At 70.1% G+C, this 22,105-nt stretch carries 19 protein-coding genes; 9 read left to right on the top strand and 10 right to left on the bottom strand.

What is annotated here, in order from left to right:
• Positions 1-56: 56 nt before the first annotated feature.
• Positions 57-659 (bottom strand): molybdenum cofactor guanylyltransferase, encoded by a 603-nt coding sequence (gene mobA, locus ACX1D1_RS05885; RefSeq protein ID WP_459056287.1) that lies wholly within the window; start codon positions 657-659, stop codon positions 57-59.
• Positions 656-1,675 carry a GTP 3',8-cyclase MoaA gene (moaA, locus tag ACX1D1_RS05880; protein ID WP_182799044.1) on the bottom strand — a complete coding sequence of 340 codons (1,020 nt, stop codon included), beginning with the start codon at positions 1,673-1,675 and terminating at the stop codon, positions 656-658. The genes mobA and moaA overlap by 4 nt, the downstream gene beginning before the upstream one ends.
• A gap of 55 nt (positions 1,676-1,730) precedes the next feature.
• On the opposite strand from moaA, the gene ACX1D1_RS05875 reads away from it, so the two are divergent.
• A complete protein-coding gene (locus ACX1D1_RS05875; RefSeq protein ID WP_182799045.1) occupies positions 1,731-2,396 on the top strand; it encodes a helix-turn-helix transcriptional regulator in 666 nt (221 codons plus the stop codon).
• Positions 2,397-2,446: 50 nt separating this feature from the next.
• Here the strand turns inward: ACX1D1_RS05875 and ACX1D1_RS05870 are convergent, their stop codons facing one another.
• From ACX1D1_RS05870 to ACX1D1_RS05860, 3 genes are all read right to left on the bottom strand, one after another.
• Positions 2,447-3,334: a sugar ABC transporter permease gene (locus ACX1D1_RS05870; protein WP_182782250.1), complete on the bottom strand. Its 888-nt coding sequence runs from the start codon at positions 3,332-3,334 to the stop codon at positions 2,447-2,449.
• Positions 3,334-4,908 (bottom strand): ABC transporter permease subunit, encoded by a 1,575-nt coding sequence (locus tag ACX1D1_RS05865; RefSeq protein WP_459056286.1) that lies wholly within the window; start codon positions 4,906-4,908, stop codon positions 3,334-3,336. Before ACX1D1_RS05865 ends, ACX1D1_RS05870 begins: the two co-directional genes overlap by 1 nt.
• Positions 4,909-5,002: 94 nt before the next feature.
• Positions 5,003-6,253, bottom strand: a complete 1,251-nt coding sequence (locus ACX1D1_RS05860; RefSeq protein ID WP_459056285.1) for a sugar ABC transporter substrate-binding protein — start codon at positions 6,251-6,253, stop codon at positions 5,003-5,005.
• A 284-nt stretch (positions 6,254-6,537) separates the two neighbouring features.
• Here ACX1D1_RS05860 and ACX1D1_RS05855 point away from each other — a divergent pair, with 284 nt between their 5' ends.
• The 6 genes from ACX1D1_RS05855 to ACX1D1_RS05830 all read left to right on the top strand — a co-directional run bounded on the left by ACX1D1_RS05855 (position 6,538) and on the right by ACX1D1_RS05830 (position 12,558).
• Entirely contained in the window at positions 6,538-7,536 is a 999-nt protein-coding gene (locus ACX1D1_RS05855; RefSeq protein ID WP_459056284.1) for a LacI family DNA-binding transcriptional regulator, read from the top strand.
• Positions 7,526-9,151, top strand: coding sequence for a glycoside hydrolase family 13 protein (locus tag ACX1D1_RS05850; RefSeq protein ID WP_459056283.1), 1,626 nt, complete (start codon positions 7,526-7,528; stop codon positions 9,149-9,151). The genes ACX1D1_RS05855 and ACX1D1_RS05850 overlap by 11 nt, the downstream gene beginning before the upstream one ends.
• 152 nt (positions 9,152-9,303) lie before the next feature.
• A complete protein-coding gene (locus tag ACX1D1_RS05845) occupies positions 9,304-9,558 on the top strand; it encodes an HPr family phosphocarrier protein (protein WP_459056282.1) in 255 nt (84 codons plus the stop codon).
• A 42-nt stretch (positions 9,559-9,600) separates the two neighbouring features.
• Positions 9,601-10,749, top strand: a complete 1,149-nt coding sequence (locus ACX1D1_RS05840) for a cytochrome P450 (RefSeq protein ID WP_459056281.1) — start codon at positions 9,601-9,603, stop codon at positions 10,747-10,749.
• Positions 10,750-10,774: 25 nt separating this feature from the next.
• The gene (locus ACX1D1_RS05835; RefSeq protein WP_459056280.1) at positions 10,775-11,689 is read left to right on the top strand and encodes an NAD(P)H-dependent flavin oxidoreductase; all 915 of its coding nucleotides are present in this window, start codon (positions 10,775-10,777) and stop codon (positions 11,687-11,689) included.
• The gene (locus ACX1D1_RS05830; protein ID WP_459056279.1) at positions 11,686-12,558 is read left to right on the top strand and encodes an enoyl-CoA hydratase-related protein; all 873 of its coding nucleotides are present in this window, start codon (positions 11,686-11,688) and stop codon (positions 12,556-12,558) included. Before ACX1D1_RS05835 ends, ACX1D1_RS05830 begins: the two co-directional genes overlap by 4 nt.
• A 5-nt stretch (positions 12,559-12,563) precedes the next feature.
• On the opposite strand, the gene ACX1D1_RS05825 is transcribed toward ACX1D1_RS05830, so the two are convergent.
• A complete protein-coding gene (locus ACX1D1_RS05825; RefSeq protein ID WP_459056278.1) occupies positions 12,564-14,009 on the bottom strand; it encodes an aspartate ammonia-lyase in 1,446 nt (481 codons plus the stop codon).
• Positions 14,010-14,094: 85 nt separating this feature from the next.
• Here ACX1D1_RS05825 and ACX1D1_RS05820 point away from each other — a divergent pair, with 85 nt between their 5' ends.
• Positions 14,095-14,529 (top strand): NUDIX domain-containing protein, encoded by a 435-nt coding sequence (locus ACX1D1_RS05820; RefSeq protein WP_459056277.1) that lies wholly within the window; start codon positions 14,095-14,097, stop codon positions 14,527-14,529.
• On the opposite strand, the gene ACX1D1_RS05815 is transcribed toward ACX1D1_RS05820, so the two are convergent.
• Both ACX1D1_RS05815 and ACX1D1_RS05810 read right to left on the bottom strand, forming a co-directional pair.
• Positions 14,526-15,524: a glycoside hydrolase family 76 protein gene (locus tag ACX1D1_RS05815; protein ID WP_459056276.1), complete on the bottom strand. Its 999-nt coding sequence runs from the start codon at positions 15,522-15,524 to the stop codon at positions 14,526-14,528. The two genes, ACX1D1_RS05820 and ACX1D1_RS05815, sit on opposite strands and share 4 nt — an antisense overlap.
• Positions 15,521-16,846 (bottom strand): dipeptidase, encoded by a 1,326-nt coding sequence (locus ACX1D1_RS05810; protein ID WP_459056275.1) that lies wholly within the window; start codon positions 16,844-16,846, stop codon positions 15,521-15,523. Before ACX1D1_RS05810 ends, ACX1D1_RS05815 begins: the two co-directional genes overlap by 4 nt.
• A gap of 42 nt (positions 16,847-16,888) precedes the next feature.
• Between ACX1D1_RS05810 and ACX1D1_RS05805 the strand changes: the two genes are divergently transcribed.
• Positions 16,889-17,368 (top strand): hypothetical protein, encoded by a 480-nt coding sequence (locus tag ACX1D1_RS05805; RefSeq protein ID WP_459056274.1) that lies wholly within the window; start codon positions 16,889-16,891, stop codon positions 17,366-17,368.
• Here the strand turns inward: ACX1D1_RS05805 and purL are convergent.
• A complete protein-coding gene (purL, locus tag ACX1D1_RS05800) occupies positions 17,304-19,559 on the bottom strand; it encodes a phosphoribosylformylglycinamidine synthase subunit PurL (RefSeq protein ID WP_459056273.1) in 2,256 nt (751 codons plus the stop codon). The two genes, ACX1D1_RS05805 and purL, sit on opposite strands and share 65 nt — an antisense overlap.
• A gap of 4 nt (positions 19,560-19,563) precedes the next feature.
• Positions 19,564-22,089 (bottom strand): aminopeptidase N, encoded by a 2,526-nt coding sequence (gene pepN, locus ACX1D1_RS05795; protein ID WP_459056272.1) that lies wholly within the window; start codon positions 22,087-22,089, stop codon positions 19,564-19,566.
• Positions 22,090-22,105: the final 16 nt, after the last annotated feature.

The following is a 22,105-nucleotide window of genomic DNA, read 5'->3' as shown; positions in this document are numbered from 1 at the left end:
GGGCGTCAGCTTTCCATGCCGGAGAGCGGTACGTCCAAACTTCTCGGAAAAAAGTCTTACGCGCCGTCGTAGTTGCGAAATTCAGCGCCGGCGAGTCGCGCCTGGCTAGGGGTGTCGACGTCTCGGACGAGGGCTGGCGGGGCTGCCACCCGGGCCAGATCCAAAGTCCCGAGGAGGCGACGGACGGACACGTCGCGCAGGGCTGGAGCACCGCCAACGGCGAGCCTCAGAGCGACCGCGCGGTAACGCCCCGCCAGCAGCTGGGGCCAGCCCTCTTCGTCCTCCAGCACCACACCGTCGACCCCCATCGGCGCCGCGCGCAGCGCTCCCACGACGGCGTGAGGATCTGCCAGGTCACCCGCCAGCAGGAGCACCTCCTCCGCCTCGCCGGGAAGGGCGGCCACCGCCGCCGCGATGCCTGCCACGGGGCCACCGAAGGGAGGATCCTCCAGCACGAAGACGATGCGCTGGTCCGGGAACCCGGCGCGGACGGGTGAGGCGACGATCACCTGGTCGGCCCAGCCGAGGGAGGCATCGCAGGCGCGCTGCAGCAGCGAACGGTTCCCGACGGTGAGCTCCAGCTTGTCGGTGCCCATCCGCGACGAGCGCCCCCCGCCCAGCACGATCGCGCAGCGGAGGCCGGGCGATTCGGGAGTCATCCTCCGATGGCGCTCATCGTGCGGGCGGGCTGGACGAACCCGATGTCATCGATGCCGTGGGCCCGCGACTTTGTTGCGTGGGCGCCCGCCCAGGCCGCGACGATGTCGTCGTCCGAGCCGCCCCCGCGCAGGATTGCGCGCAGGTCCGTCTCCGTCCTGGAGAAGAGGCAGTTGCGGACCTGACCGTCCGAGGTGAGCCGCGTCCGGTCGCAGGCGGCGCAGAAGGGGTTGGTCACCGAGGCGATCACGCCGACGGTGCCGCCCGGCTGCTCGGCGTCCGGGTCCACCCGCCAGAGCTCCGCGGGGGCCGCGCCTCGGGGCTCGTCCAGCGGGGTGAGGCGGAAGCGGGTCTCCAGCGCATCGAGGATTTCCCGGGAGGTGACCATCTGTGATCTGTCCCACTCATGCTTGGGACCGAGCGGCATCTGCTCGATGAAGCGCAGCTGGTAGCCCCTCGCCAGGCAGAACGCTGCGAGCGGCACGATGTCCGGCTCGTTCTCGCCGCGCATGATCACGGAGTTCACCTTCAGCGGGCGCAGGCCGGCGGCGTCGACGGCCTCGATACTGGTCAGCACGTCGTGCAGCCTGTCGCGGCGGGAGAGCCGGGCGTAGCGGACGGGGTCCAGCGAGTCCAGCGAGATGTTGATCCGGTCCAGGCCGGCGGCCTTGAGCCCCGCGATGCGCTTGTCCAGGCCAAGCCCGTTGGTGGTGAGTGCCAACTCAGGGCGCCCGCCGGGACCCTCCATTGCCGACGCGGCAGCGACGATGCGCTCCAGCCCGGGCCGCAGCAGTGGCTCTCCCCCGGTGAACCGGACCCGCTCCACCCCCAGGCGCACGACGGCCACGCGGATCAGGCGCACCACCTCGTCGTCGGTGAGGGTCTCCTCGACGGGCAGCCAGGCGAGGCCCTCTGCGGGCATGCAGTAGGTGCAGCGCAGGTTGCAGCGGTCGGTCAAGGACACGCGGACGTCGCGTGCGACCCTCCCGTGGCTGTCCAGCAATCGGTGCTCCTGCATGGGCGCATGCTACCCCGACCCGGGAGGGGTGCCCTGAGCATGCGAAACTGGATCAGTGACCAGCGAACCCCACGGGCTCGGCCCCACCCGCACGCGCGTGCTGGCGTTGCTGCAATCCGCCGCAGGCCCGGTGGCGGTCGCCGAGGTCGCGGACCAGCTGGGGCTGCACCGCAACTCCGCCAGATTCCACCTGGAAGGGCTGCGCGATGCGGGCTACGCCGTCAGCGCCGCGGCTCCGCTCGGGCAGGCAGGGCGCCCGCCGCTGCTGTTCGCCGCCACCAGCGACTCCCCCAACGTCAGCAACTCACACCTGATGGAGCTCACCGAGGTGCTGATCCAGAACTTCGTGGCCACTCTGCCGGACGGGTCGCGGCTGGCCGAGCAGGCGGGGCGCTCCTGGGGCGGTTCGATGGTCGATGACGAGCCCGAGGACACCGAACCCGTCGAGGGGCTGGTGGCTCATCTCGCCGAGCGGGGGTTCGGGACCGTCGCCGTCGGAAACCAGCTCACCTTCACGCGCTGCCCGTTCCGGGCCGAGGTGGGCCTCAGGGAGCTCCCGATCGTGTGCGCCATCCATCAGGGCTTCGTCGACGGCTACCTCGAGGCGAGCGCGAGCGGGATGGTGGCGGGTCGGATCGACGTCGGCCCCCGGCTGTGCCACCTGGCACTCCAGCCGGATACGGGCGCCGAGCCTCGAGACGCGACCACGCCGGTGGGCTGAGCGACCCATCGGGTCGCCCGCACACCGGCGTGGATCGGTAGAGCCTTCGATCAGCCCTTGACGCCACCAGCCGTGAGGCCGGAGACGATGTACTTCTGCAGGTACATGAACAAGGCGATGATCGGGATGGCCGCCAGCACGCCACCGGCCGCGAACAGCGACCACGGGGCGTTGCGCTCGTCGGAGCCCCAGACGTACAGGCCCACGGCGAGCGTGTAGTTCTCGGGCCTGGCCAGCACGATGCGGGCCAGGATGAACTCGCCGTAGGAGCCCACGAAGCTGAGCAGACCCACCACCGCGAGGATCGGCGTGACCAGGCGCATGATCATGCCCCAGAAGATCTGGGCATGCGTGGCGCCGTCGATCTTGGCGGCCTCGTCGAGTTCGATCGGGATGGTGTTGAAGAACCCGTACATCAGGAACGTGTTCGCTCCCAGCGCGCCGCCGAGGTAGATGGCGATCAACTGGAGGTGCGAACCGAGGCCGAGGAACGGGAAGATCTCCCCCAGCGTGAGCGCCAGCAGGAAGATGGCCACGAAGGCCAGCATCTGCGGGAACATCTGGATGATCAGCAGCGCGGTCAGGCTGGCGCGGCGCCCCTTGAACCGGAATCGGCTGAACGCATAGGCCGCAGCCGCGCCCATGAGGACCGTACCGATGGCCGTCAGTCCGCTGACATAGAGCGAGTGCAGCGCCCACTTCGGATAGTCAGTGGTCATCAGCTCGGCGTAGTGCTCGGTGGTGAAGCTCGTGAAGAGCCGCAGGGAGCCCGTGATGGATCCGTTCGTGTTGAGCGAGGCCGACAGCACGTAGAGCAGCGGGAACACGCAGTAGATGATGACGATGATCCCGAAGACGTGCCTCCAGCCGACCTCCTTCCACCACCGGCCGCCACGAAGACGGGTGTCGTTGTCGCCGTTGGCTAGCTTCTTGGCCATCACATGATCTCCTCAAGCTTGCGGGTCTGCCTGAATCCCAGCCAGGAGATGAAGCCGACCACCAGGAAGATGACTATCGACATGGCGCTGGCCAGGCCGTACTGCCGGTTGCCACCCTCGAAGGCGATGGCGTAGACCATCGAAATCAGGATGTCCGTCTCGCCGACAGGCACCGGGGCACCCGGATAGTTCGGTCCGCCGCCGGTGAGCATGTAGATGAGCGAGAAGTTGTTGAAGTTGAACGCGAAGCTCGCGATGAGCAGCGGCGCTACCGACACCAGCAGCAGGGGAAGCGTGATGCTCCAGAACCGCCTGAGCGGGCTGGCGCCGTCCATGATGCCCGCCTCCGTGAGCTCCTGGGGGATGGACTGCAGGGCGCCGGTGGTGACGAGGAACATGTAGGGGAAGCCCAGCCACAGGTTGACCCCGAGGATGGCCAGCTTGGCGAGGTTTCCGTCAGCGAACCACGGGACGCTCGCACCGCCCAGCAGGACCTGGTTGATGAAGCCGAACTCCTGGTTGAGCAGACCGCGCCACACCAGCGCGGCCAGGAAGCCAGGGAAGGCGTACGGGAGGATGAACAGGGCCCGGTAGAGGGTGCGCCCCTTGATGCGCGGGTCGTTGAACACCACCGCCAGCAGTAGCCCGAAGGCGAACGTGGTGAGCACAGACAGGATGGCGAAGGCGAACGTCCACACCAGTGAGGACAGGAACGGGCCCGCGAGCCGGGCGTCGGTGAACATGGCGGCGAAGTTGTCGAAGCCCACGACCACGCGCCAGCCCGGTGAGAGGCTGCTTCCGTCGTCGGCGACGAACAGGCCACGGCTTGGGTCTGCCGTGTAGACCTTGCCGTCGGCGTCGGTGAACGTATCTGCGGCCTCGTCGTAGGCCAACAGCGACTTGGCGATGTAGGCCCTGGCCCCGTTGTCCGTCCTGAGCCAGCCGTCGTCCGGGTTGTCGGACACGCTCACGCGCAGGTCCAGCACCTCGTTCTGGCGCTGTTGGATGTCGGCCAGCGCGAGCACCGTGGCGTCGGGCACCTCGGTGACCCGATCACCGTCGACGACGGCATCCGGAGCGTCTGCCAGCGGGGTCTCGGCGTCGCCGATCCGGGCCTGGTCTCCCTCCACGATCGCGAAGCCGAGCTGGCCGTTGCGGTCGAAGACGGTGACCTGATACTCCGGGGTGCCCTCCACCCGGCGATCCGAGGTCTTCAGGATCTGGGTGATGGCCGGTTCCTTGGCGTCGTTGTGTCCGTCGCCGTAGTTGGTGAAGGCCACGTAGGCGGTGTTGATCATCACGTAGATCTGGAACACAGCGAGGAAGATGAGGCCGGGGACGAGGTACTTGCCGGGGATCGCGCGCTTCGAGAAGTACACGTAGTCGACGATGATCAGGGTGATGACGAGGAAGACGAGGACGCCCCACTCCTGCTGGCCGTAGCTGGCCAGGATGCCGTAGACGCCGAAAGCGTTGACAAGCATCATGAGGACGAGCTTCGCGATGAAGCCCGGGCGCGAGAGGTCCCGCGCGTGGGAGAGCCTCGGCGACTGCGATGTCGGGGAGTTGCTCAAGGGAGTTCAACCTTCGCTTCGTTGCGGATATGGGCCGGAGGTTGGGCCGCCTTGGCTTCCCAACCCCCGGATGCGACCGTGTGGTCGAGAGGCGTCAGAACTTGGCTTCGATGTTCTTGATCATCGCGTCCCACGCCGCGGCGGGCTCGGCGTTGCCGGTGATGATGCTCACCTGCGCGCCGCCCCAGAACTCCCAGACAGCGCCCATCTCGGGGATGGACGGCATCGGCTGGCCATCCTTGCCGGCCTCGCCGAACCCGGCCAGGACCTCGTCGGTGACGGCGTCAGCAGACTCGGTGAGCGCGGGCATGCGGCCGCCCAGCTCGAGCATCTGGTCCTGTGCCTCCTTGCTGGCCATGTACTCGAGGAACTGCGACGCCAGCAGGGCGTTCTCGGACTTCGACGACAGGAACACACCCTGCACGCCGACGAACGGCGCTGCGGGCTGACCACCCGCGGACGGGACGGGCAGCACGGTCACGTCCATGTCGGCCGCCACGAAGTCGGCGACGTACCAGGGGCCGGTGATGATGTACGGCGTCTTGCCGTCGAGGAAGGCCTGCTTGGCGGTCTCACCCTCGAGCGAGGACGAGACGACCTTCTCGGCGGCGAGCGTCTTCAGGTACTCGGCGAAGGCGAGACCCTCCGGGCCACCCATGCCGAGTTCGGCGGTGTAGTCACCGTTGGCGTCGGTCTTGAACACCGGCGCACCGAACGAGGTCTGGATCGGGTACAGGTGGTACGCGTCACCGTCGGGGCCCTGCTGGATCACGGCGGGGAACTCGGCGCCAGCGGCGGCCTTGCCCTGCGCGATCAGCTCGTCGAACGTGGCCGGGGTGTCCTGCAGCATGGCGTTGTTGCGGACGAGCGCGATGTTCTCGATGGCGTACGGGACGCCGTAGAGCTGGCCGGCCTGGGTGAAGCCGCGGGTGGCGACCTCGTTGAAGTTGGAGACCTGGTCACCGAGCTCGACGGGGGCGATGACGCCGTTCTTGACGAGGTCGCCCGTCCAGTCGTGCGCGCCGACGATGAGGTCCGGGCCCTCGCCGGTGGGGGCCTGGGCGATGAAATCTGTCTTGACGTCGCCGGACGGCTTCTGCACGACGTCCAGGGTGACGCCGGTGGCGGCCAGGAAGGACTCGCCGATCGTCTTGAACGCGTCGATGCGGGTCTCGTCCACCCACACGGTGAGGGTGCCGGCGGCCGCGGGGGCCGAGCTCTCGGCGGGGGCGCTGCTCGAGGCCCCGTCGGTGGCGGAGGGGGAGGTGGTTGACGTGCCGCCACCACAGGCGACCAGCGTCAGAGAAAGCCCGGCCGCTGCGGCGGCGAGAAGGCTCTTGCGCATGTGTGTAACTCCTTCGTTGTCTCGGGACGCTCCGGTGCCGACCCGACTGATGAGTAGCGTAACCATCTTTGCAACGCTTGCAAAGTCGTTGCAATAACGGTTCGATAACGATCTGGGCCGGCAAGCGTTTGCCGCGCCAGGCAGCCCTCGTGATGCTCACGACTAGGCTCGTCACTCGTGGAACCGGGCTGCAAGGATTCTGCAAGTCATTGCAAAGTGCCCCGATTACCTGCACACTAGCCTGCGAGCACTGTTGGTGCACGGACTCGAAGGAGAGGAGGCCCATGATTCCCCCACGGGCCAAGCTGGCGGACCTGGCCATCGCCGCAGGTGTGTCGACCGCCACAGTTTCCAGGGTCCTCAACGGCAAGCCAGGCGTCGCCGACGCCACCAGAACCTCCGTCCTGGCCACCCTGGAGCGGCTCGGCTTCGCGGCCGAACCGGACCAGCCGTCCGCGGAGGGCCTGATCGCCGTGATGGTGCCGGAGCTCGCCAACCCGTCCTTCGCCCTGTTCGCCAACGAGCTGGCCCTGGTGCTCACCGCGGCGGGTCGCCACATGTTCCTCTGCACCGCCGGGCCCGGCGGGACCAGCGAGGAGCAGTACCTCGACGCGCTGCTCGGAGTCGAGATCGCGGGGATCGTCTCGGTCTCCGGGACGCCCGCGGACACGGAGGCGTCTTCCGAGCACTACCAGCGCCTCATCGATGCAGGCGTGCCGGCTGTGTTCATCAACGGCTACACGCCGGGTGTGGACGGCGCCTTCTTCTCCTGCTCGGACGCCGAGGCCGTGTCGATGTCGGTGGCGCACCTGCGGTCCTACGGACATCAGCGGATCGGGCTCGCCGTGGGGCAACAGCGCTACCTCCCCAGCCAGCGCAAACAGCAGGCGTTCCTGGCGCTGGGACTCCCCCGTGGCTCGATGGTGTCGACCATCTTCTCCGTCGAGGGTGGCCAGTCCGCGGCAGCCAGGCTGTTCGACGCGGGCCACACCGCCATCGTGTGTGGGTCAGACGTGATGGCGCTGGGCGCCATCCGTGAGGCGCGCTCCCGTGGCCTTGACGTCCCCGGCGACGTCTCCGTGGTCGGCTACGACGACTCGCCGCTGATGGCGTTCACCAGCCCGGCCCTGACCACGGTGCGCCAGCCGGTCGCGGCCATGACGCAGGCCGCCGTCGGCTCGCTGCTCACCGCGATCCGGGGCCTCCCCACCGACTCCACCGAGATGCTCTTCCACCCGGATCTCATCATCCGTCAATCGACAGGACCTCACCATGGCAGCTGAATGGTGGCGCGACGCCGTCATTTACCAGATCTACCCGCGCTCGTTCGCTGACTCCACCGGCGACGGCTACGGGGACCTTCCCGGGATCATCGAGAAGATCCCGTACCTGGCCCGCCTCGGGGTGGACGCGATCTGGATGTCCCCGTTCTACAGGTCCCCCATGGCCGACGCCGGCTACGACGTGGCCGACTACGAGGAGATCGACCCGCTCTTCGGTGACCTGTCGGACGCCGACCGCCTGATCGAGACCGCCCACGCGGCGGGGTTGCGCGTCGTCGTCGATCTGGTGCCCAATCACACCTCCGATGAGCACCGGTGGTTCAAGGCGGCGGTCGCGGCCGGGCCGGGCTCGCCCGAGCGCGACATGTACCACTTCCACGACGGGCTCGGCGAGCACGGCGAACTGCCGCCCAACAACTGGAAGTCCGTCTTCGGCGGGGCTGGCTGGACGCGCCTCACCCGGCCGGACGGCACGCCGGAGCAGTGGTATCTCCACCTCTTCGACGTGAAACAGCCGGACCTGGACTGGTCCACCGAGCGGGTGCGCGAGGCGTTCGACGGCGTGCTGCGCTTCTGGCTGGACCGGGGCGTCGACGGGTTCCGCGTGGACGTGGCCCACGGCCTGATCAAGGCCGACGGGCTGCCGGACTTCGACGCCGAGCAGTCGATGCTGGACCTCGACGGACCCGCCGGCCCGATGTGGGACCAGGACGGCGTCCACGACGTGTACCGCCGCTGGCGCACGGTCCTGGACTCCTACCAGGGCGACCGCTCGCTGGTGGCCGAGGCCTGGGTGGCCGACCCGAAGCGCCTGGCGCTGTACCTGCGCCCGGATGAGATGCACACCGCCTTCAACTTCCAGTTCCTGGACAGCCCATGGGATGCCGCGTCATACCGCGAGGTGATCACCTCGACGATGGCCGAAGACGAAGCCGTGGGCGCGCCCACGACCTGGGTGCTGAGCAATCACGACGTACTGCGGCACGTCAGCCGTCTCGGGCTCAAGGAGCCGGGCTCCAGCCACGAGGGCCTGGGGGCCGACGATGAGCAGCCCGACAACATCCTTGGCCTGCGCAGGGCACGCGCCGCGACCCTCATGATGCTGGCGCTTCCCGGCTCTTCCTACCTCTACCAGGGCGAGGAACTCGGACTCCCTGATCACACCACCCTCCCCGACGACCTGCGCCAGGACCCCGCCTGGTTCCGCTCCGACTTCACCAAGGCCGGGCGCGACGGGTGCCGCGTTCCGATGCCGTGGGCCGCTGGAGAGCCCGGCCTCGGATTCTCGCCCACCGGCACGACGTGGCTGCCGCAGCCGGACTCGTATCGGGGGCTGTCCGTGGACCTCCAGGAGGATGCACCAGGCAGCACCCTGACGCTGTACCGGTCCACCCTCGCGGCGCGCCGGGAGCACGGATTGGGCCGCGGAGAGCTCGAGTGGGTGCCTGCCGGGGATTCGGTGGTGGCCTTCGACAACGGCCCGGTCCGGGTGATGACGAACGTGCTCGGTGCACCGGTGGAGCTGCCAGAGGGTTACGAGGTGCTGCTCTCCAGCGTGAGCCTGCGCGGCCACGTGCTGCCCACGGACACGACGGTGTGGCTCACCCGACTCTGAGCCCGCCTCGGTGGCGGCATGCCCGGGAGGATCTCGTGCCTTGTCGCGGGCACCTTCCCCACCAGGACCCGCGTCGGAGACGGGCTCCCCTGGTGGCTATGATTACTCGCGTGTCCGACCGCAACGGTGCGGCGGCAGATAAGGAGCCTCTGATGGCCAGCAAGTCCGTGACCGTCGGGTCCGTCGTGGGGCTTCACGCCCGCCCAGCCGCGTTGATCGCCGCTGCAGCGAGCGAATACGACGACGACATCACCATCTCCCTCAACGGGGCGGCGGTGGATGCCGCCTCGTCGCTGCTGATCATGACGCTCGGCGCCGAGAAGGGTGCGGTGGTCACGGTGGAGTCCGAGAACGAGGAGGCGGTCGAGCGGATCGCCGGCATGGTGGAGCAGGATCTCGACGCCTGACCTGCCCGATGGGCTGCGCTGACACGCACAAAGGAGCTGGTGATGTCCGATCACGTCCCCGACGATGTGGACCCCGCGGGCCGCGACCTGCGGCAGTACACGGACCAGTTGCGTCCGGGCCATCCGGTGGTGCGCAACGTCCGCGGTGAGTGGGTGCTGCTCCGGCACGCCGACGTCGTCCGGGCCGCCGAGGATCCCGCGACGTTCTCCAGCGCGGTCTCGGCCCATGTCCACGTGCCCAACGGGCTCGACGGCGACGCCCACCGCGCGGCCCGCCAGACCCTGGACCGCTACTTCGAGCCCGACGCCCTGGCCCCGCACGAGCCGGCCTTCCGCGAGGTGGCGCGCAGCCTGTTCGCCGCGCTTCCCCGGGGCGTTCCGGTGGACGCGGTGCGCGACATCGGCTTCCCGTTCGCCGTCCGCGCGCAGAGCGCGTGGCTGGGGTGGCCGGCCTCGTTGGAGGCCCAGCTGCTGGGCTGGATGGCCGCCAACCATGCCGCCACCCGCTCGGGGGATCGGGCCAGGACGGCGGAGGTGGCGGCGGAGTTCGACGCCATCATCCGCTCGGTTCTCGCCCCCCGCCGGGCCCTGGGCGACGACGCCCCCGACGACCTCACCACCGCGCTCCTCCGCGACGAGGTGGCGGGCCGGCCGTTCACCGACGAGGAGCTGGTCTCCGTGCTGCGGAACTGGACCGGTGGGGACCTCGGCTCCATCGCCCTGTGCGTGGGGGTGCTGTTCGCCTTCCTGGCGGACCATCCGGAGCTGCAGCGCCGCCTGCGCTCGGGGGTCAGCGACGCGGAGATCGACGCGACCGTCGACGAGATCCTGCGCATCGACGACCCGTTCATCTCGAACCGGCGCAGGACCACCTGCCCCGTCGACATCGCCGGGGCCACCATCCCCGAGGGCGCCGTCGTGAAACTGCACTGGACCTCGGCAAACCGGGACGCGGCCGTCTTCGCCGACCCGGACGCCTTCGACCCCGAGGGGAACGCGCGCAGAAATCTGGTCTACGGAACCGGCCCGCACGTGTGCCCGGGCCGGCCGCTGGCCACCCTGGAGCTGCGGATCGGGGTTCAGGAGGCGTTGGCGGCCACCACATGGATCGAGTGGGCTCCGGGCGGGTCCGCCGAGCGCGAGGTGGCTCCGCTGGGCGGCTGGGCCCACGTGCCGGTTCTGCTCGGCTGATGTCCGGCCGCCGATGGGAGGCCCGATGACGTTGCCCGCGCAGTTGGCCGACCGGCTGCGGATTCCCGTCGTCGCGGCGCCCATGTTCCTGGTCTCCGGGCCCGAGCTCGTCATCGAGTGCTGCCGGGCAGGGGTGCTCGGCACGTTCCCGGCCCTCAACCGCCGGACCACCGAGGCATTGGCCGGGTGGCTCGACGGGATCCGCGACGCGCTGACCCCGGCCGACGCCCCGTTCGGCGTCAACCTCATCGTCCACCCCACCAACACCCGCCTCGAGGCGGACCTCGCGGTGGTCGTCGAGCACCGCGTGCCGGTGGTGATCACCTCGCTGGGGGCGGTGCCCGAGGTGGTGGAGGCCGTCCACGCGTACGGCGGGCTGGTCTTCCACGACGTGACCACGCTGCGGCACGCCCGCAAGGCGGCCGCCGCCGGCGTGGACGGGCTGGTCCTGGTGGCCGCCGGCGCCGGCGGCCACGCCGGGGCGCTCAGTCCGTTCGCGCTGATGGCGTCCGTGCGCCCATGGTTCGACGGCGTGATCCTGCTGGCCGGTGCCCTCAGCTCGGGGGCGGACGTCGCGGCGGCGCGGGCGATGGGGGCGGACCTTGCCTATCTCGGCACCCGCTTCCTCGCCACCCAGGAGTCGCTGGCCGGGGACGCCTACCGGGCGATGGTGGTGGCGGCCGGCGCCGCCGACGTGGTGTACACGCCCGCCGTCAGCGGGATCCCGGCCAACTTCCTGGCCGGCAGCCTGTCCGCCTCCGGCATCGACCCGGCAGGACCACCCGCCGAACACGAGGACGTCAAGGCGTGGCGCGACGTGTGGTCCGCGGGGCACGGCGTGGCCGGGATCACGGACGTCCCCACCGTCGCCGAGCTTGTCGACCGTCTCGAGACCGACTACCGCGCCGCATGCAGGCGCCTGCAAGGAGACCATCCATGAGCACCGTCCTGCTGACACGCGACGACGGGGTCGCCACTCTCACCCTGAACCGGCCCGACAAGCTCAACGCCTTCACCCTGGAGATGGGCCGCGAGTTCGTGGCCGCCCTGCACGAGGCAGACCGCGACGACACCGTCCGCGCCATCATCGTCACCGGCTCGGGCCGCGCCTTCTGCGCGGGCATGGAGCTCAGCGACGGCGACAACGTGTTCGGCTTCGACCCCCGGATGGACCTCAGCCCCGCCGAGCTGCGCGACCGCTGGACCGAGCCGGACGTCTCCGACGGTGCCCGCGAGCCCGGCGGGAAGCTCACGCTGGCCATCCTCGAGTGCCGCAAGCCCGTGATCGCCGCCATCAACGGCGCAGGGGTGGGCATCGGATCGACGATGACGCTGCCGATGGACGCGCGGCTGGCCTCGACGGAGGCGCGGATGGGGTTCGTGTTCGCCAGGCTGGGCATCACCCCGGAGGCGTGCTCGACGTGGTTCCTGCCCCGCATCGTGGGGCAGTCCAAGGCACTCGACCTGCTCTACAGCGGCGACATCATTCCAGCCTCCCGAGCGCTGGAGATCGGGCTGGTGGATGCCGTTCACGAGCCTGGGGATCTGCTGGGGGCCGCCCACGCCGTCGCGGATCGGATGACGAGGGGGCGCTCCGCGCACGCCGTCGCGCTCACCCGGCAGCTCGTGTTCAGGCACCTCGAAGGCGCAAGCGTGCTCGACGCGCACCTGGCGGAGTCCCTGGCTCTCAGGCACTCGGCCCACGGCGACGGCCGTGAGGGCGGGCTGGCGTTCCTCGGCAAGCGGGAGCCGCACTTCACCCAGCCCGCCCCTGAGGGCTTCGGCCACGTCTTCCCACCTGCCGGCTAGTCGGCTCAGGCCTCGTCGTGGCGGTCCGCCTCATCGAGCTCCCGCTCGATGCGCGAGATCAGCTCGGCGGTCATCGGGGGCAGCGGTCCGGTGTCCTGCAGCCCGGACAGCGCCGCGGGGGCCAGCAGCTCGTCGAGCACCTCCGCGCTGATCAGGCCCTCCCGCAGCACGAGATCCCGAACTGAGCTGCCGCTCCCGAGGGCCTCCTTCGCCAGCCGCGTTGCCCGCGCGTACCCCAACACCGGCATCAGCGCCGTGACCACACCCACCGACTGACCCACCTGCGCCCTGGTGCGCTCGGCGTTGGCGGTGATGCCGTCAATGCAGTTGATCCGCAGCGTCCGCGCCGCGCGGCGCAGCCACGTCGAGTTCTGCAGCAGCGCGTGCGCCATCACCGGCTCGAACGCGTTGAGCTGCAGCTGGCCCGCCTCCGAGGCCATGGCGATGGTGACGTCCGAGCCGGCGATGACGAACGCCACCTGGTTGACCGCCTCCGGGATGACGGGGTTGACCTTGCCGGGCATGATCGAGCTGCCTGCCTGGACCGGGGGCAGGACGATCTCGCCGAGCCCGGCCTGGGGGCCGGAGCTGAGCAGCCGGAGGTCGTTGCAGATCTTGGAGAGCTTCATCGCCGAGCGCTTCATCACCGACGAGGTGGACATGAAGACGCCGGTGTCGCTGGTGGCCTCGATGAGGTCGTCGGCCAGGACGAGCTCGGGGAAGCCGGTGATCTCGCGCAGATGCCGGATCACGGCCGGCCCGTAGCCGGGCGGGGCGGTGATGCCCGTGCCGATGGCCGTGGCGCCCAGGTTGAGCTCCATCAGCAGCGGCCGCACGTCCTCCATCCGGTCGATGTCCTCGCCCAGCGTGGTGGAGAAGCCTCGGAACTCCTGGCCCAGCGTCATGGGCACCGCGTCCTGGAGCTGGGTGCGGCCCACCTTCAGCACCTCCCGGAACTCGCGGCCCTTGGCCGAGAAGGAATGCCTGAGCAGGCGCAGTTCGTCGGCGAGCTTGGTGAGCGACACGACGAGGCTGAGCTTCACGGCGGTGGGGTAGGTGTCGTTGGTGGACTGGGACTTGTTGACGTGGTCGTTGGGCGAGAGGAATCCGTAGTCGCCGAAGGGGCGGCCGGCCAGCTCGAGCGCCCGGTTGGCGATCACCTCGTTGACGTTCATGTTGGTGGAGGTCCCGGCACCGCCCTGGATCACGCCGACGATGAACTGGTCGTGCAGCCGGCCGTCGATGATGTCCTGGGCGGCGCGGTCGATGAGGTCCGCGAGCTCGTCCTCGAGCACGCCGATCTCGCGATTGGCGCGGGCCGCCGCCTGTTTCACCTGGGCGTAGGCGACGAGGAGGTCTGGGTAGACGCTGATCTCGCGGCGGCTGATCCTGAAGTTGTGCACGGCCCGCGCCGTGTTGATTCCCCAGTAGGCGTCGTCGGGGATCTCCATCTCCCCCAGTGAATCCCGCTCGATGCGCACCTCGATGTCCGTTCTGTCGGCTGAGGATCACGCTACCGCGCGGTTAGATGGGGTCATGGGTTTCGAGCTGATCGCCTGGGTTGCACTCCGCGACCCCGACGGCCGGGTGCTCCTGGCACGGCGCAACGGGACGGACCGAGGCGACGGGTTGTGGAACCTTCCGGGCGGCCATGTGGAGGACGGCGAGCCGATCGCCGTCGCGGCGTCGCGCGAGGCCTCCGAGGAGGTGGGGGCGCTGATTGATCCGCTGGCGCTGCGTCACGTCGGCGTGCAGCGGTTCGATCTCCCGTACCCCAGCGGTCGGGCGCGGGGGTTCAACTTTTTCTTCGAATCAGACGTCTGGCTGGGCGAGCTGGCTCCGGGTGAACTGACCTCCGAGCTGGGCTGGTTCGCCGTCGATGATCTGCCGCCCGACATCCTTCCGTGGCTTCCCGCCGCGCTCGCCGCGCACCTGGCGGAGGGTCGCTTCTGGGTGGAGTCGGTGGGCTAGAAGCCGACAGAGGCCGCTGCCTCGAACGCCATCCACGCCTGGAGCTGGGTGGCAAGCTCGACGGTGTGGGCGACCGGGCCCGCGCCGTGTGGCGAGGTATCGGCCGGGAAGAGCGTCACTGGTGTCCCGCGCCATCCGCGGGTGTCGCGGCCCTGCCACAGCGCGTCGGCGAAGGCGTTGACAAGGCTGGACGCCCTGTCTCTAGTCTCGGCCGGGAGGCGGGTGTCACTGGCCGCGAGCGCCAGGTAGCGCGCGAGGATGCCGGTGAACAGGCCTCCATCGCCGTCGCCGTGGGTGGTCAGGAGCCTCGTCCCCGGGTGGGTCAGGTGCGTGGCCACGGCCTCGACGTGACTGGCCGCCTCGTCGAGCCTGCCCAGTTCCAGCATCGTGGCGAGCACGGGGCCCTGATTGTAGGTGAACACGTGCGGCACCATCGTCGGGCCGGCGGGCGTCAGGCGCAGGCCGTCCTGGAGGAGCCCGGTCCGGGGATCGGCGAGGTTGGCCCGGAGCCAGTCGTGGAGACGGGAGGCCTCGAGGATGTTGCCGGTGCGTGCCAGGTGCAGGGCGATGGGGCCGGTGGCGGCCGTGTTCTTGAAGTCGCGGTCCAGGCTCCAGAACGCGCCGCCACCGAGGTCGTCGGTAAGCGCCTCGCGCAGCGCGCGATCCAACGACGGGGTGCGTCGGCCGGCCCGGTGAGCCGCGAGCGCGAGCCACGCCATGTCGTCGTAGAACCGGTTGGGGAGGCGTCCCCAGTTCCGCAGCCGGATCCCGCGGAGGTGGCGCCCGATCAGGCGACCGGGCACCGTGGCGGAGCCGCGGGCGTGCGCATCAACCATGCAGTCGAGGAGGTGTGCCTGCCACCAGTAGTGCCAGGGTCGCGGCGGGGGGCCGGGGCGCGCGGTGACCGCCAGGTGGGTGCCTGGCAGGCCGAACAGACGCCGGCCGAAGAGAGCCAGGACCGAGCGCGCCGCCTCGTCGGCCCGTTCGCCCGTCACGCCAGGCGCTGGAGGAACAGGGTCTCGGCGAGCGCGGCCCTGGCGAGGTCGCCGAGGTCCAGCGACTCGTCGATGCCGTGCATCCGCGACGTCGGGTCCGTGACCGCCGTGACGAGGACGAGCGCGCCGGGGTTGCGGCCCGCGAACTCCGCCACGATGGGAATCGAGCCCCCGACCCCGATCTCCACCGGGGCAACCCTGAACGCCTCGGTGAACGCGTCGACGGCGGCGCGGGCGCGGTCGTCGTCGAGGGAGATGACGCTGCCCGTCCCGTTCTGGCCTGCGGCGACCGTCACCTGGGCGCCCCACGGGGCATTGGTCAGGAGGTGGTGGCGGAGGGCGGCCTCGGCGGCGTCGGCGTCCTGGCCGGGGGCGAGGCGGACGCTGACCTTGGCGCGGGCGGTGGGGATGAGCGTGTTGGAGGCGTCCTTGACGGGTGTGGCATCGATGGCCAGCACGGAGGCGGCGGGCCTGGTCCACATCCTGGCGGAGGCGGGGCCGTCGCCGATCCACTGCACGCCGTCGAGGATGCCGGTCTCGTCACGGAGGCGGTCCTCGTCGTAGTCGACGGCGGGGTCCGGGTTGCTGGTCAGGCCGGCGATGGCCACGTTGCCGCGATCGTCGTGCAGGGTGGCCAGCAGACGGCAGAGCGCGGTGAGCGCGTCAGGAACCACGCCGCCGAACTGGCCCGAGTGCAGGCCGGTGGTCAGCGTGGAGACGGTGACCTCGGCGTCCACCATTCCGCGCAGGGTGGTGGTGAAGGAGGGCTCGCCGACCTTCCAGTTGACCGAGTCCGCGATGACGAAGATGTCCGCGGCGAGGTCCTCGCCGTAGGTGTCGAGGATCTCGCCCATCGAGGGCGACCCGATCTCCTCCTCGCCCTCGATGAAGACCTTCACTCCTACGGGCGGCTTACCCTCGAACGCCCGGAGCGCGGCAAGGTGGACCGCGATGCCGCCCTTGTCGTCGGCGGATCCGCGGGCGTAGAGCCGGCCGTCGCGTTCGACGGGCGCGAAGGGCGCCGAGGTCCAGGCCGTCTCGTCGCCGGCGGGCTGCACGTCGTAGTGGGCGTAGAGCAGCACCGTCGGGGCGCCGGCGGGGGCCGGGTAGTGGCCGAAGACGGCGGGCTTGCCGGCCGGGACATGGAGCATCCGGACGTCTGGGCAGCCGGCCTCGCGCAGGAGGTCGGCCACGCCGTCGGCTGCGGAGAGGACGTTGTCGTCGTGCTCGGGCATCGACGAGATCGAGGGAATCATGATGAGTCGCTTGAGGTCGGTGAGGACGGCAGGGAGGACGTCGGTGACGCGATCGTTGAGGCTCATGGCTCCACCCTACCGAGGGGGTTGCGCGGCTAATGTTGATCCATGGTGCGCCGCTACCTCGCAGACCTGATCAGGGAAGGCCGCATCGAGTCCGTCCCGCCGGAGCCGGCCCAGGTGGCCATCCTGCGGGAACAGGCCGTCCGGCACCTGGCCAGTTCCCGGACGATCAGCGAGACGGATCCGGCGGGCGCGTTCTCGCTCGCCTACGACGCCATCCGCAAGGAACTCACCGCCCTGCTGCTGGACCACGGCTTCCGGGCCAGAAGCGCGGGAAGCCACACGGCCACAGGCCAGGCTGCGGCCATCCTGCTGCCCAAGTTCGACGCCGACGGCTTCGAGTGGCTGCGGACCGTGCGGATCGCCACCGAGTACGGCACCGACGGCCGCGGCACGGCGACACCCGCAGACCTCGAGCGGGCCTGGAGGTTCGCCGACGGCCTGGCTCAGCTCCTTGCGGCTACGCCATCGCGGCTGGGATCGGCGCCATCCATACGGATTCCGCCTCGCCCAGATCCACGGTGAACTGCCCCACGAACTCCATCTCCGGCTCGCCGGTGACCTCACCCAGCCGCGACACCACCACTCCGCGCTCCGCGCACAGGGCCTCGAACTCCGCGACACTCGAGCCCGGCAGCGACACCACCGCCCGGGCGGCGGATTCGGAGAACAGCGCGACGGTGGGGTCACCCTCGGGCAGCGTCACCGCGAAGCCGAGCCCGTTGCGGAAGGCCGATTCGGCCAGCGCGACGCCGAGGCCGCCCTCGCTCACGTCGTGCGCCGAGGACAACAGCCCGCGCCGGGCCGACTCACCCATCACCTCGGCCAGCGCCTTCTCAGCCGCGAGCACCACGGCCGGCGGCAGTCCGCCCAGGTGGCCGTCGTGCATTGCCGATGCCCAGATGGAGCCCGACAGCTCCTCCCGAGTCTCGCCCAGCAGGAGGATCGAATCCCCCGGATGGGTGAAGCCGGAGCGGATCCTGGTGGCCACGTCGTCGATCACGCCAAGCACGCCGACGGTGGGCGTCGGCAGGATCGGCGCGGTGGCGGTCTGGTTGTACAACGACACGTTGCCGCCGGTCACGGGCACGCCGAGCTCGCGGCAGCCGTCGACCAGGCCCAGCACGGCCTCGGCGAACTGCCACATCACCTCGGGGTCCTCGGGTGAGCCGAAGTTGAGGCAGTCGGTGATGGCCACAGGCTCGGCGCCGGTGACGGCCACGTTGCGGTAGGACTCGGCCAGGGACAGCTGCGCGCCCAGGTACGGGTTGAGGTAGGAGAAGCGCGAGTTGGCGTCCAGCGCCAGCGCAATGCCGAGCCCGGTCTCCTCGTCGATCCGCAGCATGCCGGAGTCCTCCGGCTGCGCGAGGACGGAGTTGCCGCGCACGTATCGGTCGTACTGCTCGGTGACCCAGGTCTTGTCCGCGATGTTCCCGTGACCCAGGACCGTGATCAGCGCGGCCTTCAGCGCCTCGGGCGAGTTGTCTCGGGGCAGGTCCTCGGCGCGGTTGGCGTTGACCTCATCGAGCCACTCGGGGCGGTGGTAGGGCCGGTTGTAGACGGGGCCCTCGTGCGCGACCGTCTTGGGGTCCACGTCGACGATGGTCTCGCCGTGCCACTGGATGATCAGGCGGTCGCCCTCGATGACCTCTCCGACGATGGTGGCCTGAACGTCCCACTTGGCGCAGATCTCCATGAACCGCTCGACGTTGGCGGGCTCGACCACCGCCATCATCCGCTCCTGGGACTCGCTCATGAGGATCTCCTCCGGCGCGAGGTTCGGGTCGCGGAGGGGGACGAGGTCCAGGTTGACGAACATGCCGCCGTCGCCGGCCGAGGCCAGCTCCGAGGTGGCGCAGGAGATGCCGGCCGCGCCGAAGTCCTGGATGCCGTTGATGATGTCGGCCTGGAAGAGCTCGAGGGTGCACTCGATGAGGAGCTTCTCCATGAATGGGTCGCCCACCTGGACGCTGGGCCGCTTGGCGGGGCCGTCCTCGTCGAAGGTCTCCGAGGCGAGGATGGAGGCGCCGCCGATGCCGTCGCCTCCGGTGGCCGCGCCGAACAGGATCACCTGGTTGCCGACGCCGGTGGCCTTGGCGAAGTGGAGATCCTCGTGACGGAGCACGCCGACGCACAGCGCGTTGACGAGCGGGTTGCCGAGGTAGCTCTCGTGGAACTGCACCTCGCCGCCGATGTTGGGCAGCCCGAGGCAGTTGCCGTATCCGCCGACGCCGGCGACCACACCGGGAAGGACCCGGCGGGTGTCGGCCTCGTCGAGCGGGCCGAACCGCAGCGAGTCCATGACGCCGATGGGGCGGGCGCCCATGGCGAGGATGTCGCGGACGATGCCGCCCACGCCCGTGGCCGCGCCCTGGTAGGGCTCGACGAACGACGGGTGGTTGTGGGACTCGGCCTTGAACGTGACCGCATAGCCCTGGCCGATGTCCACGACGCCTGCGTTGTCGCCGATGCCCGCGAGCAGCGGACCCCTGGGGGTCTCCTGGCTGAGCTCGCCGAACCTGCGCAGGTGCACCTTGGAGGACTTGTAGGAGCAGTGCTCGGACCACATCACCGAGTACATGGCCAGCTCGGCGGAGGTGGGCCGACGGCCCAGGATCTCGCGGATCTGCGCGTATTCGTCGTCCTTCACGCCGAGCGCGGCGTAGGGCTGCTCGACGTCGGGGGTCTGGGCTGCGTGCTCAACGGTGTCTGCCACGGGGTCAATCTACCGCCGCGACGCGCGGCGCGGGGACCGCTCGGGCGTTGGCGGACCGCACATGCGCCGCGACCTCAGCCTCGTAGACCTCCTCCCGGACCAGCCGCCGCAGCGCATCCGGGGCGTCCGGGTGCTCGCGCAGCCAGCGGTGGCCCGCCTCGACGCCGTCGACGGGGAATCCCCCCTGCACCAGCCGCATCGCGATCTCGATCGGGTGGTCGCGCCACACCTCGGTCAGGTGCTCGAAGTATCGCCCCGCGAACCTCGCGCGCAGCGCGTCCTGCCCGGGTGCGCCGAAACCGTCCATGAGGGCGTCGACTGCGTCGTTGGTCTCCTCGTCGACGGTGTGGGCGCGCCGCCAGGCCGCCTCTTTCACGGCCGGGTCCGGCCGCGACATCGTCGCCTTCAGATGGGCCATCTGCCCGGTGGCCGTGTCGTCGGCGGCCAGCGCTGCCGCCAGCTCCGCGTCCGAGGCGCTCCCCTGCGCGGCCAGTGACTGCCATCCCAGCCACGCCACGTCGACGGACACCTCAAGGCCGGGCATCCCGCCGTCGAGCACCCAGCGCACGTCCTGAGGCGCCAGCGCGGCGGCCCTCAGGTAGGCCTTCGTCCACAACAGCTGCTCCGCCGAACCCGGGACCGCCGCCAGCGCCGCCCCGCGACACCCGTCGCGCCACAACCCTGCCGCGACGCCGTCGGCCGCGTACCGGTCCACCGCTGTGAGGGCCCTCCCCTGCAGCGAGGCCAGCACCCCGGACTGCGGCTCCTTGGCGCGCAGCACCGAGTCGACGAAGTCCGCGGGAGCCAGCAGGCCCGCCCGCACATCACCCCACAGCGCCGTCCACACCACCGCGCGCGCCAGCGGCTCCAGGTCCGCCACGTGCGCCAGCAGCACGTCACGACTCCGGGCGTCCAGCTCGACGCGGGCGAACGTCTGGTCCGTGTGGTTGATCAGCACGGCGTCGGGCACGGGCAGCCCGTCGGCCTCGGGGATGCGCACCTCCGCGGCCTCGATCCGCACGTCGAAGGCGTGTTCCAGCCGCAGGCGATCCCCGTGCAGCCGGTAGAGGCCGACGGTGGTGGCGTGGCGGCGCTCGGCCTTCGGGTCGCCGGCCCCGTAGAAGTCGCGCCGCACCCGCAGCCCGGTCAGGTAGCCGCCGTGAACGTCCCAGTGCGCGCTCAACCGGTCGTGGCCGGCCGACTCTAGCCAGGCCTCAACCCAGCCGCGCAGGTCGCGGTCGGTCTCAGCGTCGAGGGCGGCGATGAAGTCCGGCAGCGTCGCGGAGTCGAAGGCGTGGGCGCGGAAGTATCGACGGCACCCCGCCAGGAACGCCTCGATCCCCACGTAGTGCACGAGCTGGGTCAGAGCGGAGGCGCCCTTGGAGTAGGTGATCCGGTCGAAGTTCGTCTTGGCCGCTTCGAGGTCGGGGATGTCGGCGACGACCGGGTGCGTGGTCGGCATCGAATCGGCCAGGTAGCCGCCCACCTTCCGCGACGTGGCGAAGTTCACCCAGCCGTCGGCGAAACCGCACGCCTCGACGGAGATGTGGGTGCCCATGAACTCGGCGAAGCTCTCCTTCAACCAGAGGTCGCCCCACCAGCGGGGGGTGACCAGATCGCCGAACCACATGTGGCTCATCTCGTGCACCAGGGTGTTGGCGCGGCCCTGCAGCTGCGCGGGTGTCGCGGGCGAGCGGAAGAGGTACTGCTCGGTGAAGGTGACCAGGCCGGGGTTCTCCATGGCCCCGAGGTTGTATTCGGGCACGAAGATCTGGTCGTACTTCCTGCCCCAGGGATAGTCGCCGAAGTTGGCGGTCAGCCAGTCCAGGCCCGCCCTGGTCAGCCGGAACAGCTCCTCCGAATCCAGGTACCGGGCCAGGCTCTGCCGGCACATGAGCCCCAGCTCTATGCCCTGCCACGTGTCGACGACGCGGTGGTAGGGCCCGGCGGCCAGGCAGGTGATGTAGGTCGACAGGGTGTGGGTAGGCGCGAACTCGACCCGCACCACGCCGTCGGTCACAGTCTCCCGGCGGGCCTCCGGCTGGTTGGAGCCCAGCCACCAGCCCTCCTGACCCGTCAGAGAGAACGAGAAGGGCGCCCGGATGTCGGGCTGGTCGAGGTTGGGGAACACTCGCCGCGCATCGGCCGGCTCGTACTGGGTGTAGAGGTAGGTCTGGCCGTCGGCCGGGTCGACGAAGCGGTGCAGCCCCTCACCCGTGCGCGAGTACCGGCCGCGCGCGTGCACGGTGACCGTGCAGCGGCGACGGGGTAGGCCGGCGAGCCGGATCCGGGCACCGTCGTACTCCACGGGCCGCTCCACCCCGTCGATCAGGAGTGTGTCGACCTCGCCGATGAAGTCCAGCCAGGTCTCGCGGGATCGGCTCGTGAGCGTGATCGACGACGTGACCGGGAAGGTGTGCGCCGCCGGGTTCGTGGCGTCGCGGACGTCGACGTCGACGCGGTAGTCATGGACGCGCACATGGCGCGCGCGGTTGGCGGTCTCGGCCTGGGTGAGGTTCGCGGACGGCATGGGCCCCATCCAAGCA

The organism is Tessaracoccus luoxuelianae, from assembly GCF_054483915.1.
Note: the sequence above shows the minus strand (reverse complement) of the source record. Positions and strands in the feature narration are given on the sequence as shown.

What these genes read in the sequence shown, in the direction of transcription:
- mobA (WP_459056287.1), bottom strand. Translation starts at nt 659, where the DNA reads ATGACTCCCGAATCGCCCGGCCTCCGCTGCGCGATCGTGCTGGGCGGG.
- moaA (WP_182799044.1), bottom strand. Translation starts at nt 1,675, where the DNA reads ATGCAGGAGCACCGATTGCTGGACAGCCACGGGAGGGTCGCACGCGAC.
- ACX1D1_RS05870 (WP_182782250.1), bottom strand. Translation starts at nt 3,334, where the DNA reads ATGGCCAAGAAGCTAGCCAACGGCGACAACGACACCCGTCTTCGTGGC.
- ACX1D1_RS05860 (WP_459056285.1), bottom strand. Translation starts at nt 6,253, where the DNA reads ATGCGCAAGAGCCTTCTCGCCGCCGCAGCGGCCGGGCTTTCTCTGACG.
- ACX1D1_RS05855 (WP_459056284.1), top strand. Translation starts at nt 6,538, where the DNA reads ATGATTCCCCCACGGGCCAAGCTGGCGGACCTGGCCATCGCCGCAGGT.
- ACX1D1_RS05850 (WP_459056283.1), top strand. Translation starts at nt 7,526, where the DNA reads ATGGCAGCTGAATGGTGGCGCGACGCCGTCATTTACCAGATCTACCCG.
- ACX1D1_RS05845 (WP_459056282.1), top strand. Translation starts at nt 9,304, where the DNA reads ATGGCCAGCAAGTCCGTGACCGTCGGGTCCGTCGTGGGGCTTCACGCC.
- ACX1D1_RS05840 (WP_459056281.1), top strand. Translation starts at nt 9,601, where the DNA reads ATGTCCGATCACGTCCCCGACGATGTGGACCCCGCGGGCCGCGACCTG.
- ACX1D1_RS05835 (WP_459056280.1), top strand. Translation starts at nt 10,775, where the DNA reads ATGACGTTGCCCGCGCAGTTGGCCGACCGGCTGCGGATTCCCGTCGTC.
- ACX1D1_RS05830 (WP_459056279.1), top strand. Translation starts at nt 11,686, where the DNA reads ATGAGCACCGTCCTGCTGACACGCGACGACGGGGTCGCCACTCTCACC.
- ACX1D1_RS05825 (WP_459056278.1), bottom strand. Translation starts at nt 14,009, where the DNA reads ATGGAGATCCCCGACGACGCCTACTGGGGAATCAACACGGCGCGGGCC.
- ACX1D1_RS05820 (WP_459056277.1), top strand. Translation starts at nt 14,095, where the DNA reads ATGGGTTTCGAGCTGATCGCCTGGGTTGCACTCCGCGACCCCGACGGC.
- ACX1D1_RS05810 (WP_459056275.1), bottom strand. Translation starts at nt 16,846, where the DNA reads ATGAGCCTCAACGATCGCGTCACCGACGTCCTCCCTGCCGTCCTCACC.
- ACX1D1_RS05805 (WP_459056274.1), top strand. Translation starts at nt 16,889, where the DNA reads ATGGTGCGCCGCTACCTCGCAGACCTGATCAGGGAAGGCCGCATCGAG.
- pepN (WP_459056272.1), bottom strand. Translation starts at nt 22,089, where the DNA reads ATGCCGTCCGCGAACCTCACCCAGGCCGAGACCGCCAACCGCGCGCGC.